The organism is Streptomyces sp. NPDC004752 (genome assembly GCF_053601275.1).
Genome location: NZ_JBSGBN010000072.1, coordinates 13,415 through 29,068 on the forward strand (window position 1 = coordinate 13,415; position 15,654 = coordinate 29,068).

At 70.7% G+C, this 15,654-nt stretch carries 12 protein-coding genes and 1 pseudogene; 6 read left to right on the forward strand and 7 right to left on the reverse strand.

Annotation, left to right across the window (positions count from 1 at the left end):
- Positions 1–49 precede the first annotated feature (49 nt).
- From ACWEKM_RS27145 to ACWEKM_RS27160, 4 genes and pseudogenes are all read left to right on the forward strand, one after another.
- Positions 50–1,000, forward strand: a complete 951-nt coding sequence (locus ACWEKM_RS27145) for an ABC transporter ATP-binding protein (RefSeq protein WP_451623855.1) — start codon at positions 50–52, stop codon at positions 998–1,000.
- Positions 997–1,842 (forward strand): ABC transporter permease, encoded by an 846-nt coding sequence (locus ACWEKM_RS27150; RefSeq protein WP_451623856.1) that lies wholly within the window; start codon positions 997–999, stop codon positions 1,840–1,842. The genes ACWEKM_RS27145 and ACWEKM_RS27150 overlap by 4 nt, the downstream gene beginning before the upstream one ends.
- Positions 1,839–3,017, forward strand: a pseudogene (locus tag ACWEKM_RS27155) (sensor histidine kinase); the annotation flags it as partial. The gene ACWEKM_RS27150 and the pseudogene ACWEKM_RS27155, both read left to right, overlap by 4 nt.
- Before the next feature lie 239 nt (positions 3,018–3,256).
- Positions 3,257–3,877: a response regulator gene (locus tag ACWEKM_RS27160; protein WP_451623857.1), complete on the forward strand. Its 621-nt coding sequence runs from the start codon at positions 3,257–3,259 to the stop codon at positions 3,875–3,877.
- 464 nt (positions 3,878–4,341) lie between these two features.
- Here ACWEKM_RS27160 and hisS read toward each other — a convergent pair whose 3' ends face one another.
- Positions 4,342–5,604: a histidine--tRNA ligase gene (hisS, locus tag ACWEKM_RS27165; protein WP_451623858.1), complete on the reverse strand. Its 1,263-nt coding sequence runs from the start codon at positions 5,602–5,604 to the stop codon at positions 4,342–4,344.
- A 12-nt stretch (positions 5,605–5,616) separates the two neighbouring features.
- Positions 5,617–6,327, reverse strand: a complete 711-nt coding sequence (locus tag ACWEKM_RS27170) for an MBL fold metallo-hydrolase (RefSeq protein WP_451623859.1) — start codon at positions 6,325–6,327, stop codon at positions 5,617–5,619.
- Between the two features lie 168 nt (positions 6,328–6,495).
- Here ACWEKM_RS27170 and ACWEKM_RS27175 point away from each other — a divergent pair, with 168 nt between their 5' ends.
- Positions 6,496–7,317, forward strand: a complete 822-nt coding sequence (locus tag ACWEKM_RS27175) for a peptidylprolyl isomerase (protein ID WP_451623860.1) — start codon at positions 6,496–6,498, stop codon at positions 7,315–7,317.
- Positions 7,318–7,462: 145 nt separating this feature from the next.
- Positions 7,463–8,692 (forward strand): DUF349 domain-containing protein, encoded by a 1,230-nt coding sequence (locus ACWEKM_RS27180; protein WP_451623861.1) that lies wholly within the window; start codon positions 7,463–7,465, stop codon positions 8,690–8,692.
- A gap of 82 nt (positions 8,693–8,774) precedes the next feature.
- Here the strand turns inward: ACWEKM_RS27180 and ACWEKM_RS27185 are convergent, their stop codons facing one another.
- The 5 genes from ACWEKM_RS27185 to yajC form a co-directional block, all read right to left on the reverse strand.
- Positions 8,775–11,288, reverse strand: a complete 2,514-nt coding sequence (locus tag ACWEKM_RS27185) for a RelA/SpoT family protein (protein ID WP_451623862.1) — start codon at positions 11,286–11,288, stop codon at positions 8,775–8,777.
- A 239-nt stretch (positions 11,289–11,527) separates the two neighbouring features.
- Complete coding sequence (locus tag ACWEKM_RS27190; protein ID WP_451623863.1) at positions 11,528–12,067, reverse strand: adenine phosphoribosyltransferase; 540 nt, start codon at positions 12,065–12,067, stop codon at positions 11,528–11,530.
- Positions 12,064–13,170 (reverse strand): protein translocase subunit SecF, encoded by a 1,107-nt coding sequence (gene secF / locus ACWEKM_RS27195; protein WP_451623864.1) that lies wholly within the window; start codon positions 13,168–13,170, stop codon positions 12,064–12,066. The genes ACWEKM_RS27190 and secF overlap by 4 nt, the downstream gene beginning before the upstream one ends.
- Positions 13,171–13,173: 3 nt before the next feature.
- On the reverse strand, positions 13,174–14,934 hold the full coding sequence (secD, locus tag ACWEKM_RS27200; protein WP_451623865.1) for a protein translocase subunit SecD: 1,761 nt from the start codon (positions 14,932–14,934) through the stop codon (positions 13,174–13,176).
- A 128-nt stretch (positions 14,935–15,062) separates the two neighbouring features.
- On the reverse strand, positions 15,063–15,650 hold the full coding sequence (gene yajC, locus ACWEKM_RS27205; protein WP_451623866.1) for a preprotein translocase subunit YajC: 588 nt from the start codon (positions 15,648–15,650) through the stop codon (positions 15,063–15,065).
- Between the last annotated feature and the right edge of the window lie 4 nt (positions 15,651–15,654).

Below are 15,654 nucleotides of genomic sequence, written 5' to 3' on the forward strand. Positions count from 1 at the left end.
GTACGCACGGTCGTCCCGGAGCGCTCGTTTCTGGCCGACCATCAGTGCCATGACAGCACACGCGAACGACTTCGCGGTGAACGTACGGGGGCTGCGCAAGCAGTACGGGGACGTGACCGCGGTGGACGGCATCGATCTCGGTATCCGGCGGGGTGAGGTGTTCGGCCTGCTCGGACCCAATGGGGCGGGCAAGAGCACCACGGTGGAGATCCTCCAGGGCAACCGGTCCCGGGACGGCGGCGAGGTTTCGGTTCTCGGGGCGGACCCGGCGACGGCCACGCGCGCGTGGCGATCCCGTGTGGGAATCGTCTGGCAGGACGAATCGGCACCCGCCGAGTTGACGGTGCGCGAGACCGTGCGGCATTTCGCCCGCTACTACCCGCGTCCGCGCGACCCGGATGAGGTGATCGGCCTGGTCGGTCTCCAGGAGAAGGCGGGCAGTCGGATCAAGGCCCTCTCCGGCGGGCAGCGCCGCCGCCTCGATGTGGCGCTCGGCGTGATCGGCGATCCCGAGCTGCTGCTTCTGGACGAGCCGACGACCGGTTTCGACCCGGCCGCCCGCCGGCGGTTCTGGGAGCTGATCCGGCTGCTCGCCGACGAGGGCACGACAATCCTGCTGACCACGCACTACCTGGAGGAGGCCGAGGCGCTCACCGACCGGCTCGCCGTCGTCGCCCGGGGCCGGGTCGTCGCCACGGGCGAGCCCGGCGAACTGCGCGAGCGGTACGGCAACGAAGCCACCGTGGAGTGGACCGAGCCCGACGGCCAGGTGCGCACGGAGCACACGGACACCCCGACGCGCACCGTCGCACAGCTCATGCAGCGCTTCGACGGCGAGATCCCGGGGCTGCGGGTCGGCCGCCCGACGCTGGAGGACGTCTATCTCCGGCTGACCGGACAGGTCACGCACGGGCTCGGCGTACGGCCCGTCGCAGAACACGGCGCGGACCTGGCCGACGAACTCACCGAAGACCTCGTCGGGCGGGAGGAGGCGCGATGACCACGACCGGGGCGCGCCCCCGCGCGCAGGCGCCCGCCGACCGGCTGCCCGGCGCCTGGGCCGTCGGACTGGACCGGGGCGCACTGGAGATCAAGCAGTTCTTCCGGCAGCGCGATCAGGTGGTGTTCACCTTCGCCTTCCCGGTCGTCTTCCTCTTCCTGTTCGCGTCGATCTTCCAGGACACCGTGCGCGGCAGCGGCGTGACCGCCTCCCAGCTGTACGTGCCCGCGATGATGGCCTCGGGCATCATGACGACGAGTTTCCAGTCGCTGGGCATCTCCATCGCCGTGGAACGGGACGAGAAGGTGCTGCGACGGCTGCATGGCACACCGATGCCGCCGACGGCGTACTTCCTCGGCAAGGTCTGGCTGGTTCTGGTCACCGGGATCCTGGAGACGGTGGTCCTGCTGCTCGTGGGCACCACCCTGTACGGCGTCGACCTGCCGTCGGACGCGGGCCGGTGGTTCGACTTCGTGTGGATCTTCGTGCTCGGTCTGACCGGGTGTGCGCTGCTCGGCATCGCGGTCAGCTCGGTGCCCAGGTCGGCCAGGAGCGCGAGTTCCGTCGTCGTACTGCCGTTCCTGGTCGTCCAGTTCATCTCAGGGGTCTACATCCCCATCAGCACCATCCCGGACTGGATGCTGAACATCGGCGCCCTGTTCCCGCTGAAGTGGATGTGCCAGGGGCTGCGCGGGGTGTTCCTGCCCGACTCCGCGCAGGTGCTGGAACAGGCGGGCAGCTGGGAGTTCGGCCGGATCGCACTGGTGCTCACCGCCTGGTGCATCGGAGGATTGGCGCTGTGTCTGCTGACCTTCCGCTGGAAAAGCCGGCGCGACGGATGACCGGCCGGGTCTCGGCGCGCGACGCGCACGCCTGGGACCGCACGATCCGGCTCTGGGACGCGTACTTCGCCATCGCCTGGGCGGCCACCCTGACCTTCGTCCTCACGGCGGGGCAACCGGGCTGGCCCGTCCGGGCCCTCGCCGCCGGGCTGCTGCTCCCGCTGGTGCCCTGGTACGTGGCGCTGGGCCGGCCGCTGCTCCAGGAGGACATGCCTGACGGACGGCGGGCGGTGCGCTATCTCGCCGGGGCGATCGCGCTGTATCTGTCGGCGGCCGTGCTGGCGGGCGAGGCACGGCTGACGGCGTTCGCGCTCGTCCCGCAGTGCTTCATGACCCTGCGGATGCGCCGGTCGCTGGTGGCGGTCACCGTGATCAACCTGGTACCGGTGCTCGGCGGGGCGCTGCTGTGGCGGCCGGCCGGCCCGGAGCTGTTCGCCGAGGCGCTCTTCGCCGTGGTCGCCCTGGCCTTCTCGGTGGCGGTCGGCGGCTGGGCCCTCCGGATCATCGAGCAGAGCCGGGAACGGGCGAAGCTGATCGCGGAGTTGGACGCTAGCCGGCACGAGGTCTCCCGGCTGTCGGCCGCGCACGGCGCGCTGGCCGAACGCGAGCGGATGGCGCGTGAGATCCACGACACCCTCGCCCAGGGCTTCACCAGCCTGCTGATGCTGGTCCAGGCGGTCGAGGCCGAGCTGGAACACGATCTGCCGCTCGCCCGGCGCCATCTGGCACTGATGGACGAGACGGCCCGGCAGAACCTCGCCGAGGCCCGGGCGCTGGTGGCCGGGGGCACCCCGGCCGACCTCGACGGCGTGTCCCTGCCGGACGCCCTGGGCCGACTGGCGGCCCGGCACGGGGCGGCGCTCGAGGTGACCGGTCCGGTGCGGTCCCTGCCCGCCGGGCCGGAGGTGGTGGCGCTGCGCTCCTGCCAGGAGGCACTGGCGAACGCCCGCAAGCACGCGGGGAGTTCGGCATCGGTGGGCATCAGTCTCCGGTACGCCGCCGGGACGCTCACCGTCTCGGTGCGGGACGACGGGTGCGGCTTCGACCCGGCGGCCGTCCGCGGCGGTTACGGTCTGGCGGGGCTGCGCGCCCGGGCCGCCGAGGTGGGCGGGACGGCCGCGGTGCGCAGCGCGCCGGGTGCCGGTACGACCGTCACCGTGTGCCTGCCCGTTCCCGCGGCCGATGCCGACGCCGATCCCGCGGCCGATGCCGGTACCGTTCCTGCGGCCGATGCCGGTACCGATCCCGACGCCGGCCCTGGCAACGAACCCGACACCGGTCCCGCCGACGAACCTGCCGCCGGTCCCCCTACCGGACCGGGCGCCGATTCCGGCACGGCTCCCCGTACCGGATCCGGCGCCGTCGCCGCCCCGGTCTCCGTCGCCGTTCCGTTCGCCGTGAGGAGTGAGATCCCGTGATCCGGATCGTCCTGGCCGACGACCATCCCGTCGTGCGGGAGGGCCTGCGGGCCATGCTGAGCGCCGAGCCGGACCTGAAGGTGGTGGCGGACGCGTCCAGCGGTCCGCAGGCGGAGGCGCTGGCGGCCGAACTGCGGCCCGACATCGTGCTGATGGACCTGCGGATGCCGGGCGGCGGGGGCGTCGAGTCCATCGTGCGGATGGCCGAGGCCGGGCTGACGTGCCGGGTGATCGTGCTGACGACGTACGAGACGGACCGGGACATTCTGCGGGCCGTGGAGGCGGGGGCCGCCGGCTATCTGCTCAAGGACCTGGCGCGGGGCGAACTGGCCGCCGCGGTACGGGCCGCCGCGCGCGGCGAGACGGTGCTGGCGCCGTCGGTCGCGGCGCGGCTGGTGGACCGGCTGCGGACCAAGCCGGAGCGCCCGCGGTTGTCGGAGCGCGAGGTCGCGGTGCTGCGGCTGGTGGCCGAGGGCCGCACCAACGCCGAGATCGGGCGGGAGTTGTTCATCGGGGAGTCCACGGTGAAGACCCACCTGCTGCGGATCTTCGGCAAGCTCGGCGTGGCCGACCGGACGGCGGCGGTGACCACCGCGATGCGCAACGGGCTGTTGTGACGTTCGCGTTCGCGGCTCGTCGACCCCGGTGCTTCGGCTGCTGTTCCCCGCCGTGCGGGGGTGGTCCGGGCGCCATGAAGGGCGCGCACCGAGACGGAGCGGGGTCCCGGCCGACGCGGAGCACGGTCCCGGCCGACGCGGAGCACGGTCCCGGCCGACGCAGGGCCGCGGGCAGGCCCGCCCGGCCAGGCACGACGCGTACCGAGACGGGCGGGACCGGCGCGACCGGCACGGCCGGTGCGCATCCGGACATCCGCCGGCTCATCGGCGTCGCCCTGCTCGCCTGGCCGTGGCCCGGCAGCTCACCTGGCCCAGCGTCCGCGGGCTTCGGCCGCCGCGGTGCATCAAGGCATCGTGGGCCAGGGCTTCCCGGAGCCCACGACAGACGGGGCAGCACGGCCGCAGGCCGGTGGCCGGTGGCAAGGCCACGTGCCGGACGGCCCGTCGGCCCGTCGGCCCGCCGGTCAGCCGAGCCGTGCTTCCAGCTCGGCCACGATCTCGTTCACCCCGACCGGCTGCTGCTCCCCGGACTCCATGTCCTTGACCTGGACGACGCCCTCGGCCAGGTCGCGCTCGCCCAGCACGAGGGCGTACCGGGCCCCGGAGCGGTTGGCCGCCTTCATCGCGGCCTTGAGCCCCTTGGCGCCGTAGGAGAAGTCCGCCGCGACGCCCACCTTGCGCAACTCGGTCACCTTGGCGAACAGCACGCGCCGCGCCTCCTCCCCGAGCGGGACCGCGAACACGCTGGTCGGGGCCGGCAGGTCGAGTGCGACCCGCTCCGCCTCCAGGGCCAGCACCGTACGGTCGACGCCGAGGGCCCAGCCGACCGACGGGAGCGCCGGGCCGCCGATCATCTCCGAGAGGCCGTCGTAGCGTCCGCCGCCGCCGACCGCGGACTGCGAGCCGAGGCCGTCGTGCACGAACTCGAAGGTGGTGCGCGTGTAGTAGTCCAGGCCGCGCACCAGCTTGGGATCGTTCTCGAAGGCCACGCCCGCCGCGGTGATCAGCTCACGGACCTCCTCGTGATACGTCTTGCAGGCATCGCACAGGTAGTCGCGTAGCAGCGGCACGCCCGCCAACTGCCTCTGCACCGACTCGCGCTTGTCGTCGAGTACCCGCAGCGGGTTGATCTCGATGCGGCGGCGGGTGTCCTCGTCCAGGTCGAGGCCGCGCAGGAACTCCTGGAGCGCGGCCCGGTACACCGGCCGGCACTCCTGGTCGCCGAGGCTGTTGAGCAGGATCCGGAACTGCCGCAGCCCCAGCGAGCGGTACGCCTGGTCGGCCAGGATGATCAGCTCGGCGTCCAGCGCCGGGTCCTCGGCGCCGATCGCCTCGGCGCCGACCTGGGAGAAGTGGCGGTAACGGCCCTTCTGCGGGCGCTCGTAGCGGTAGTACGAGCCGGAGTACCAGAGCTTGACCGGGAGGTTGCCCGTCTTGTGCAGGTTGGCCTCCAGCGCCGCGCGCAGCACGGACGCCGTGCCCTCGGGACGCAGGGCGAGCCGGTCGCCGCCCTTGGTCTCGAAGGCGTACATCTCCTTCGTCACGATGTCGGTGGACTCACCGACACCGCGCGCGAAGAGTTCCACGTTCTCGAAGCCGGGCGTCTCGATGTAGCCGTAGCCGGAGTTGCGCAGGGGCGCGGCGATCGCCTCGCGGACGGCCAGGTACTTGGCGCTCTCCGGCGGGATCAGGTCGTACGTGCCCTTGGGGGCGCTGAAGGTGCTCACGAAGGTCTCTCGTCACATTCCTCGTCGGGGAGCGTCGGCGTGCGCTCCCGGGCCGGCGGACACCTGCCGCAGATACGGGTTGGTGGCGCGCTCCTGGCCGATGGTCGTCTGGGGGCCGTGGCCGGACAGCACCACGGTCGAGTCGTCGAGCGGCAGGCACACGCGGGCCAGCGAGTCGAGCATCTCGGCCATGTCACCGCCGGGCAGGTCGGTGCGTCCGATGGAGCCGGCGAAGAGCAGATCACCCGAGAAGAACACCGGCGGGACGTCCGCCGCCTCGGGCATCCGGAAGGTCACCGACCCCTTGGTATGGCCCGGCGCGTGCGCCACGGTCAGCTCCAGACCGGCCAGTTCCAGCGTCGCCCCGTCCGTCAGCTCCCTGACGTCGTCCGGCTCCCCCACGGTCAGCTCGCCCATCAGGGGCATGCCGATGGAGCGGCCGAGCGCCTTCTCGGGGTCGCTCATCATGTACCGGTCCTCGGGGTGGATCCAGGCGGGCACATCGTGCGCGCCGCACACCGGGACGACCGAGGCCACATGGTCGATGTGGCCGTGGGTGAGGACGACGGCGACGGGCTTGAGGCGATGCTTCCTGAGCGCTTCCTCGACTCCTGGGACGGCCTGGTGGCCCGGGTCGATGATCACGCACTCCTCGCCGGCGGCGGGGGCGACGAGATAACAGTTCGTCCCCCAGGCCCCGGCGGGGAACCCGGCAATGAGCACGATCGTCCTTCGTTGTGTCGATTACGGGCGGCTTCCGCTGCGGTCAGAGCCTACCGGCGCTGCCGTTTCCTCAGCTAACCCATATACGGTACGGGCCTACACGCAGCGGTCGGCTCACAGGACACACGCGTACCGGTCGACACACGACACGCATGAGGAGAGAACCCGGTGGTCACCCAGGAGCAGCGGCGGCGTCAGCTCGCCCGGGAGAAGTTCTTGCGGCAGCAGCAGCGGCGTACGTCAGCGCGGCGCAAGGCACGGATGCGCAACTCCGTGATCGCGTCGGTACTGGGCGTGGTCGTCATCGGCAGCGTCGCGCTGTACACGACCGGAGTGCTCAAGAACGACGACGACAAGGCCAACGCGAACGCCGAGGTGACGCCCAGCGCCTCGGCCACCGGCAAGGCCACCGATCCCTGCGAGAAGGCCGCCAAGGGCTCGATCGAGAAACTCAGCTGGAAGAAGGAGCCGGCGATGACGATCGACAAGTCGGCCGACTACACCATGAAGCTGGCGACGACGTGCGGTGACATCGGCATCGCACTGAAGACCTCGGCGGCGCCGCACACCGTCAACTCGTTCGACTTCCTCGCCGGCAAGGGCTACTTCGACCACACCAAGTGCCACCGGCTCACCACGAACGGCATCTATGTGCTGCAGTGCGGCGATCCGACGGGCACCGGCAGCGGCGGGCCCGGCTACACGATCCCGGACGAGAACCTGAAGGACAAGAGCCTGAAGGCCAATGTGTACCCGGCGGGCACGGTCGCGATGGCGAACACCGGCCAGGCGCACACCGGCGGCAGCCAGTTCTTCCTGGTGTACCAGGACAGCCAGTTGCCGCCCAGCTACACACCGTTCGGGACGATCGACAAGGCAGGACTGGCGGTGCTCAAGAAGATCGCCGCCGCGGGCGAGAGCACGGGCGCCGGCGACGGTGCCCCGAACGCGACGGTCGTGATCAACAAGGCCACGGTCGCGAAGTCCTGACGCTCATGACGGCCCGCTGGGCCAATTTCGGTCGCGCGGGATGCGGACAGGCCACCCGCCGGTCGCCTATGTTGGCCGTGACGAAACTGTGGACGATGCCCGGGGGTGCACAAGCCCTGCGCAGGCATCATGTGGAGGAGGCGCTGTGAGCAGCGACCCGTGGGGCCGCGTCGACGAGACGGGGACCGTGTACGTGCGTACGGCCGACGGCGAGCAGGTCGTCGGTTCCTGGCAGGCCGGCTCCCCCGAGGAGGCGCTGGCCTACTTCGAGCGCAAGTACGAGGGCCTGGTCGTCGAAATCGGCCTCCTCGAAAAGCGAGTGCAGACCACCGACCTGTCGGCGAAGGACGCCCAGACCGCGATCGGCCACCTCCGCGAGCAGGTGGAGGCGCATCACGCGGTGGGCGACCTGGATGCGCTGCGGGCCCGGCTGGACAAACTCGTGGCAACCGTGGACGCCCGCCGCGAGGAGCGCAAGGCGCAGCGGGCCAAGCAGTCCGACGAGGCCCGCACGGCCAAGGAGGACCTGGTCACGGAGGCCGAGCGGCTGGCGCAGTCCGACCAGTGGCGGGCCGCCGGTGAGCGGCTGCGCGCCCTGGTGGACACCTGGAAGGGTCTGCCGCGGCTCGACCGCAAGTCGGACGACGAGCTGTGGCACCGCTTCTCGCACGCGCGGTCGGCGTTCTCCAAGCGCCGCAAGGCACACTTCGCGCAGTTGGACGCGCAGCGCGAGGAGGCCCGCAGGACCAAGGAGCGGCTGGTCGCCGAGGCCGAGGCGCTGTCCGCATCGACGGACTGGGGTCCGACGGCGGCCCACTACCGCGAGCTGATGTCGCAGTGGAAGGCCGCGGGCCGCGCCCAGCGCGAGCACGAGGACGACCTGTGGAACCGCTTCCGCGGTGCGCAGGACCTGTTCTTCGCCGCCCGCGGTTCGGTGTTCGCCGAGCGTGACGCCGAGCAGTCGGAGAACCTGAAGCTGAAGGAGGAACTGGCCGAGGAGGCCGAGCGGCTCCTGCCGGTCACCGACCTCAAGGCCGCCCGGGCCGCCTTCCGTTCGATCAACGAGCGCTGGGAGGCCATCGGCCATGTGCCGCGCGACGCGCGTCCCAAGGTCGAGGGCCGGATGCACACGGTCGACCGGGCGATCCAGGAGGCCGAGGAGGCCGAGTGGCGCCGGACCAACCCGGAGGCACGCGCGCGTGCCGAGGGCCTGACCGGTCAGCTCCAGACCGCGGTGGACAAGCTGAAGGGCCAGATCGAGCAGGCCCGGGCGCAGGGCAACGCGTCCAGGGCCGAGAAGCTCGAACGGGAGCTGGAGGGCCGCCAGGCGCTCCTGGACCAGGCGTTGAAGGGCCTCCAGGAGTTCGGCGGCTGACACCACCGGCGACCGCTGCTCCCGTCGCACGCGTAAGGGCTCCGTACACGTACGGGGCCCTTACGACGTCTGCGGGGTCGCGTCACCTGCTGCGGGCCGACGTCACCCGGTACACGTCGTAGACGCCCTCCACGCCCCGCACGGCCTTCAGTACGTGTCCGAGGTGCTTCGGGTCGCCCATCTCGAAGGTGAAGCGGGAGGTGGCGACGCGGTCGCGGGAGGTCTGGACGGCCGCGGAGAGGATGTTGACGTGCTGGTCGGACAGGACTCGGGTGACGTCCGACAGCAGCCGGGAGCGGTCCAGGGCCTCGACCTGGATGGCGACCAGGAAGACCGAGGACTGGGTGGGCGCCCACTCGACCTCCAGGATCCGCTCGGGCTCGCGCGACAGCGACTCCACGTTGACGCAGTCGTTGCGGTGCACCGAGACGCCGCTGCCCCGCGTGACGAAACCGATGATCGGGTCGCCGGGTACCGGCGTACAGCAGCGGGCCAGCTTGACCCACACGTCCTCGACGCCCTTGACGACCACGCCCGGATCGGCGCTGGAGCGGCGCTTGCGGCCCCGGCCGCGCGAGGGCGGCACGCTCTCGTCGATTTCCTCGGTGGCCGCCTCCTCGCCGCCGAGCGCCTGCACCAGCTTCTGCACGACGTTCGGCGCGGAGACATGTCCCTCGCCGATCGCCGCGTACAGCGCGGAGATGTCCGGGTAGCGCATCTCGTGCGCGAGCGTGACGAGCGAGTCGCCGGTGAGGATCCGCTGGATCGGCAGGTTCTGCTTGCGCATCGCGCGGACGATGGCGTCCTTGCCCTGCTCGATCGCCTCGTCGCGGCGCTCCTTGGAGAACCAGGCGCGGATCTTGTTGCGGGCGCGCGGTGACTTGACGAAGCCCAGCCAGTCGCGGGAGGGGCCGGCGCCGGCCGCCTTGGAGGTGAAGACCTCCACCAAGTCGCCGTTGTCCAGGGTGGATTCGAGTGGTACGAGGCGGCCGTTGACCCGCGCTCCTATGGTGCGGTGGCCGACCTCGGTGTGGACCGCGTACGCGAAGTCGACCGGGGTGGCGCCGGCGGGCAGGGCGATGACATCGCCCTTGGGGGTGAAGACGAAGACCTCGTTGCGGGACAGGTCGAAGCGCAGCGACTCCAGGAACTCGCCCGGGTCCTCGGTCTCCTTCTGCCAGTCCAGCAACTGCCGCAGCCACGCCATGTCGTTGATGGCGGCGGCTTCCTTGCCGGCCTTGCCGGTGGGCTTGGGCACGTCGGTACGGACCTTGGAGGCGCCGGCGACGGCCTCCTGCTTGTACTTCCAGTGCGCGGCGATGCCGTACTCGGCGCGGCGGTGCATGTCGAAGGTGCGGATCTGCAGTTCGACGGGCTTGCCGTTGGGGCCGATCACCGTCGTGTGCAGCGACTGGTACATGTTGAACTTGGGCATCGCGATGTAGTCCTTGAAGCGCCCCGGAACCGGGTTCCAGCGCGCGTGGACGGTGCCCAGCGCCGCGTAGCAGTCGCGGACGGTGTCCACCAGGACGCGGATGCCCACCAGGTCGTAGATCTCCGCGAAGTCACGGCCGCGGACGATCATCTTCTGGTAGACGCTGTAGTAGTGCTTGGGGCGGCCGGTGACGGTCGCCTTGATGCGGGCGGCCCGCAGATCGGCCTGGACCTCGTCGGTCACTATGGCGAGGTACTCGTCCCGCTTGGGTGCGCGCTCGGCGACCAGCCGGACGATCTCGTCGTACATCTTCGGGTAGAGGATCGCGAAGGCGAGGTCCTCCAGCTCCCATTTGATGGTGTTCATGCCCAGCCGGTGGGCGAGCGGCGCGTAGATCTCCAGGGTCTCGCGCGCCTTCTTCTCCTGTTTCTCCCGCTTGAGGTAGCGCATCGTGCGCATGTTGTGCAGGCGGTCGGCGAGCTTGATGACCAGGACGCGCGGGTCCTTGGCCATGGCCACGACCATCTTGCGCACGGTCTCCGCCTGCGCGGCCTCGCCGAACTTGACCTTGTCCAGCTTGGTGACGCCGTCGACGAGGAGGGCGACGACGTCGCCGAAGTCGCGGCGCAGGTCGTCGAGGCCGTACTCGGTGTCCTCGACGGTGTCGTGCAGCAGGCCCGCCATCAAGGTGGCCGGGTCCATGCCCAGTTCGGCGAGGATGGTGGTGACGGCGAGCGGATGCGTGATGTACGGGTCGCCGCTCTTGCGCTTCTGGCCGCGGTGCCAGCGCTCGGCGACCTGGTAGGCGCGCTCGATCTGGCGCAGGGTGGCGTTCTCGACCTTGGGGTCGTTGCTGCGCACTATCCGCAGCAGCGGCTCCAGGACCGGGTTGTACGGGTTGGCGCGCTGTACGCCGAGCCGGGCGAGGCGGGCGCGGACCCGGTTGGAGGAGCCGGAGCGGGCCGACTGGCCGGTGCCGGGGCGGACCGTGGGCGGGGCGGGCTTGGGGCGCACGGGCTCGATCGACTGGTCGACGGGCGCGGACTGGGCGTGCTCGACCGGCCCGCGGGTGTCCTTCTTGGCGGGCAGCGTGGGCTTCGCCGCGGGCGCCGAGGCGGACTCGGGCTTGGCGGCGGTCAGTGGCTGGGCCTCGTCTGGCAAGAGGACTCCTCGTGCGCGATCCGGGTCCCCCGGTCAGGTTCCGGAGACACCATGGTATCGATCCCGGGCCTCGGCATCGCCCTCAGGCCGAAGTGGGGACCCTCCACACGGGCAACGCGAGAGGCGGGCGCCGGATTCCTCCGGGCCCGCCTCAGCGGTGTCCCACGGGTGTCAGGGGGGTGTCCCGCGGTCTTCATGCGGGTCACGCGCTCCTCCGCGCGCCGTCCCGCAGCTCGCGCTCAGAGCTGGAGCAGCGACTGAAGGGGAGCCCCATTCAGCGCCTGTTCCAGCCGGGCGCGGCCGTCCAGGAAGCCCAGTTCCATGAGCACCGAGACGCCCGCGACCTCGGCGCCCGCGCGCTGGATGAGCTGGATCGCGGCCTGAGCGGTGCCGCCCGTGGCAAGGACGTCGTCGACGATCAGGATGCGGTCGGCCGCGGTCAGGTCCTCGGCGTGCACCTCGATCTCGGCCGAGCCGTACTCCAGGTCGTATGCCTGGCGCAGGGTGGCACCGGGGAGCTTGCCGGCCTTGCGGACGGGGACGAAACCGAGGCCCGCGCGGACGGCGACCGGAGCGCCCAGGATGAAGCCCCGGGCCTCCAGGCCGACGACCTTGGTGGCGCCGGTGGCACCGGCGATGTCGGCCAGCGCATCGGTGAGGGCCGTGAACGCCGCCGGGTCCGCCAGGAGCGGGGTGATGTCCTTGAACATCACACCCTGCTCCGGATAGTCGGCCACGTCCCGGATGCGGCTGAGCAGCAGCTCCCGGATATCGGTCATCGGCGCTTCCCGGAGGATCGACCGCGGCCCCGGTTACGGGAGGCGGGCTGGTTGCGCGGTCCCACCACGGCGGGTGCGGCGTCCTCCTGGGCATCGGCGGGCGCGGGCCGACTCGCCGCGACGTCCTCCTCGGCGACGGCCTGGGCCCGCTTGGCCTTGACCCGCTTCCTGAGAGCCTTCATCTGCGGCTCGCGTTCCTTCAGGTCGGCGACGAGCGGCGTGGCGATGAAGATCGAGGAGTACGCACCGGCCGCGAGGCCGACGAACAGCGACAGCGAGATGTCGTTGAGCGTGCCGGCGCCGAGGAAGCCGCCGCCGATGAACAGCAGGCCCGCGACCGGCAGCAGCGCGACGACCGTGGTGTTGACGGAGCGGACCAGGGTGCCGTTGATCGACTGGTTGGCGATCTCGCTGTAGGTGAAGCGGGTCTGCTTCGTGATGTCCTTCGTCTGTTCCTTGAGGCTGTCGAACACGACGACCGTGTCGTACAGCGAGTAGCCGAGGATGGTCAGCAGACCGATGATCGTGCCGGGCGTGACCTCGAAGCCGACCAGGGCGTAGATGCCGGTAGTGATGGTGATGTCGTGGATCAGCGCGACGAGCGCCGCGATGGCCATCCGCCACTCGAAGGCGATCGCCAGGTAGATCACGACGAGCACCATGAAGATCGCCAGGCCCTGCCATGCCTTGTTGGCGATCTGCTCGCCCCAGCTGGGCCCGACCAGGTCGGCGTTGATGGACTCCGGGTTGACCTTGAAGTCCTTGGCGAGGGCGGTCTTGACCTCGTCGGACTTCTGGGTGTCCATGCCCGCGATCTGGATGCGCAGACCACCGGTGCCGAGCTTCTGCACGACGGCTTCATGATCGGCCGCGCCCTTGGCGAACTCCTCGGCCTGTGCCACGGAGACGCTGGTCTTCGGGGTGGTGAAGACGGCGCCGCCCTGGAAGTCGATGCCCATGTTCAGGCCGCGCACCGCCAGGCCGACGATGGCCGTGATGGTGATCAGGATCGAGACGCCGTACCAGAGCTTGCGGTGGCCGACGAAGTCGTAGCTGATCTCGCCGCGGTGCAGTCGCGCGCCGAGGTTGCCGAGTTTCGACATCGCTCACGCTTCCTTCGGGTCGACAGGGCCGGCGGCAGGACCGGCGGGACGGCGGGTGCGGCGCAGCGGTGGCTTGGCACCCAGGCTCTTCGGGTCGAGTCCGGACCACTTGTGGCCCTGGGCGAAGAACTTCCGGCGGGCGAGGATGGTCATCAGCGGCTTGGTGAAGAAGAAGACGACGACGACGTCGAGCACCGTGGTCAGACCCAGCGTGAACGCGAAGCCCTGGACCTTGCCGACGGTCACGACGAACAGCACCGCGGCGGCGAGGAACGACACGAAGTCGGAGACCAGGATGGTGCGCCGGGCGCGCGGCCAGCCGCGTTCGACGGCGGGACGCAGCGAGCGTCCCTCGCGGATCTCGTCCCGGACGCGTTCGAAGAACACGATGAACGAGTCCGCGGTGATACCGATCGCGACGATCGCGCCGCAGACCGCCGGCAGGTTCAGCGCGAAGCCGATCGTCGGGCCGAGCAGCGACATGATCACGTAGGTGAGGGCCGCGGAGACCAGCAGCGAGGCGATGGCCACGGCCGCCAGTCCGCGGTAGTAGGCCACCAGGTAGATGACGACCAGGGCGAGACCGATCGCGCCGGCGAGCAGACCGGCGTGCAGCTGCTCACCGCCGAGCGCGGCGGTCACCGTGGTCACGCTCTGCTCCTTGAAGGAGAGCGGGAGCGCGCCGTACGACAGCATGTTGGCGAGGCTCTGGGCCTCCTCCTGGGTGAAGCTGCCGGAGATCTCCGCCTGACCGCCGGCGATGGACTGGCTGACGTACGGGCTGGAGACGACCTCGCCGTCGAGGACGATGCCGAACTGGTTCTGCGGGGAGGAGTTCTTGGCGAGCTGGCCGGTGATGTCGGCGAACTTCTTCGCTCCGCTGGAGTTGAAGTTCATCTGGACCTGCCAGCCGGCCGCGGTCTGCGTGTCGAAGACCGCCTGCGCCTTCTTGACCTCGGTGCCGTCGACGGCGGCCGGGCCGAGCAGGTACTTGTACCAGGCGCCGCTGTTCTCGCCGCAGGCCACGGTCGACTCGGCGGGCTTGGCCGTCTTCCCGGCGGTGGCCCGGTCGGCCGGCTTGGAGCAGTCCAGCTTGGCGTACTCACCCTCCAGCTTGTTGCCGGAGGAGTCGGTGCCGGCGCTCCCTGAAGGGCTGGCAGAGGGGCTGGCGGAGCCCGTCGCGCTCGGAGTCGCGTCGGCCTTGAGCCCGTCGGTGACGGCCCGGCCCTGGGCGGTCGCGGAGGCCGAGGGTGACGTGGAGGAGGACGCCTTCTCGTCCGCCGAGGCGCTGCTCGACGGCGACGGCGAGGCGCCGCCGCTGGAGGAGCCGCTCGGCGAGGCGCTCGGCGAGGCGGCGGAGCCGCTGGGCTCGCTGGCCAGGACCGGGCGGAAGTACAGCTTCGCGGTGGTGCCGACCTGCTGGCGGGCCTCTTCGGAGTTGGTGCCCTTGGGGATGTTGACGATGATGTTGCTCGCCCCCTGGGTCTGCACCTCCGCCTCGGAGACACCCAGGCCGTTGACACGGCGGTTCATGATCTCGACCGCGGTGTCCATGTTGGCCTTGTTGATCGCGGACCCCTGGTCGGCCTTCGCCTGAAGCGTGATGCTCGTACCGCCGGCAAGGTCGATGCCGAGACGCGGGGTGGTGTGCCCGGAGGCGAACATACCGCCGGTGAGCGCCACGATGGCGATCAGGATGAGGGCCAGCGAGCGCCCTGGCCTGCTCTGGGGACTCGCGCTCCGGCCCTTCTTAGGTGCTGCCACCTTCTCGTACTCCCTCTCGGGCCGCCCCTCGCCGGGTGGCGGCGGCGGCCATGACGTGGTTCGGGACCCCCTGTGAGAAGCACACGTCGTGGGACGCGCGAGCCGGAACCGCGCGCCCCCGGACGTGACTACTTCGCGTCGGAGCCGCCGTCGGTCTTCTTCGCCTCGTCGTCCGCCTTCGCCTCGTCGTCCGCCTTCGCCTCGTCGTCCGCCTTCGCCTCAGCGTCCGTCTTCGGCTCGGCATCCGTCTTCGCGTCGGCGTCCGTCTTCGCGTCGGCGTCCGTCTTCGCGTCGGCGGCGGGCTCCTCGTCCGCGTCCTTCTTGCCGAGGTCGACGGCCTGGTCGGAGGCGGCAGCGTCGGCGGGCCCGTCGGCCTCGGTGAGGGAGGAGGCGTCGTCCGGGACGATGTCGGCGTCGGACTTCAGGTCGTGCTCGATGCCGTGCACGATGCGGTTGTACTCGTCGTCGGTGAGGACGGAGCCGATGGAGTTCTTCGCGAAGAGGAGTTCGACGCCCGGACCGGCGTCAAGGAGGACCGTGTCCTCGTTGACCTCCTTGACCGTCGCGTACATGCCCCCGATCGTGCGGACGCCGGAACCGGGCTGCATCTGGTTCCGCATGTCATTGGCCTGCTGCTGCTTCTTCTTGGCCGAGCGCGTCATCAGGAACATGGCCGCGATGAGCACGATGAACGGGAGAAGGGTCAAGGTATTCACGGGA

Bases quoted from the DNA above. Each gene is read 5' to 3' on its own strand.
- ACWEKM_RS27190 (WP_451623863.1), bottom strand. From the start codon at position 12,067: ATGACCGATATCCGGGAGCTGCTGCTCAGCCGCATCCGGGACGTGGCC.
- ACWEKM_RS27145 (WP_451623855.1), top strand. From the start codon at position 50: ATGACAGCACACGCGAACGACTTCGCGGTGAACGTACGGGGGCTGCGC.
- ACWEKM_RS27150 (WP_451623856.1), top strand. From the start codon at position 997: ATGACCACGACCGGGGCGCGCCCCCGCGCGCAGGCGCCCGCCGACCGG.
- secF (WP_451623864.1), bottom strand. From the start codon at position 13,170: ATGTCGAAACTCGGCAACCTCGGCGCGCGACTGCACCGCGGCGAGATC.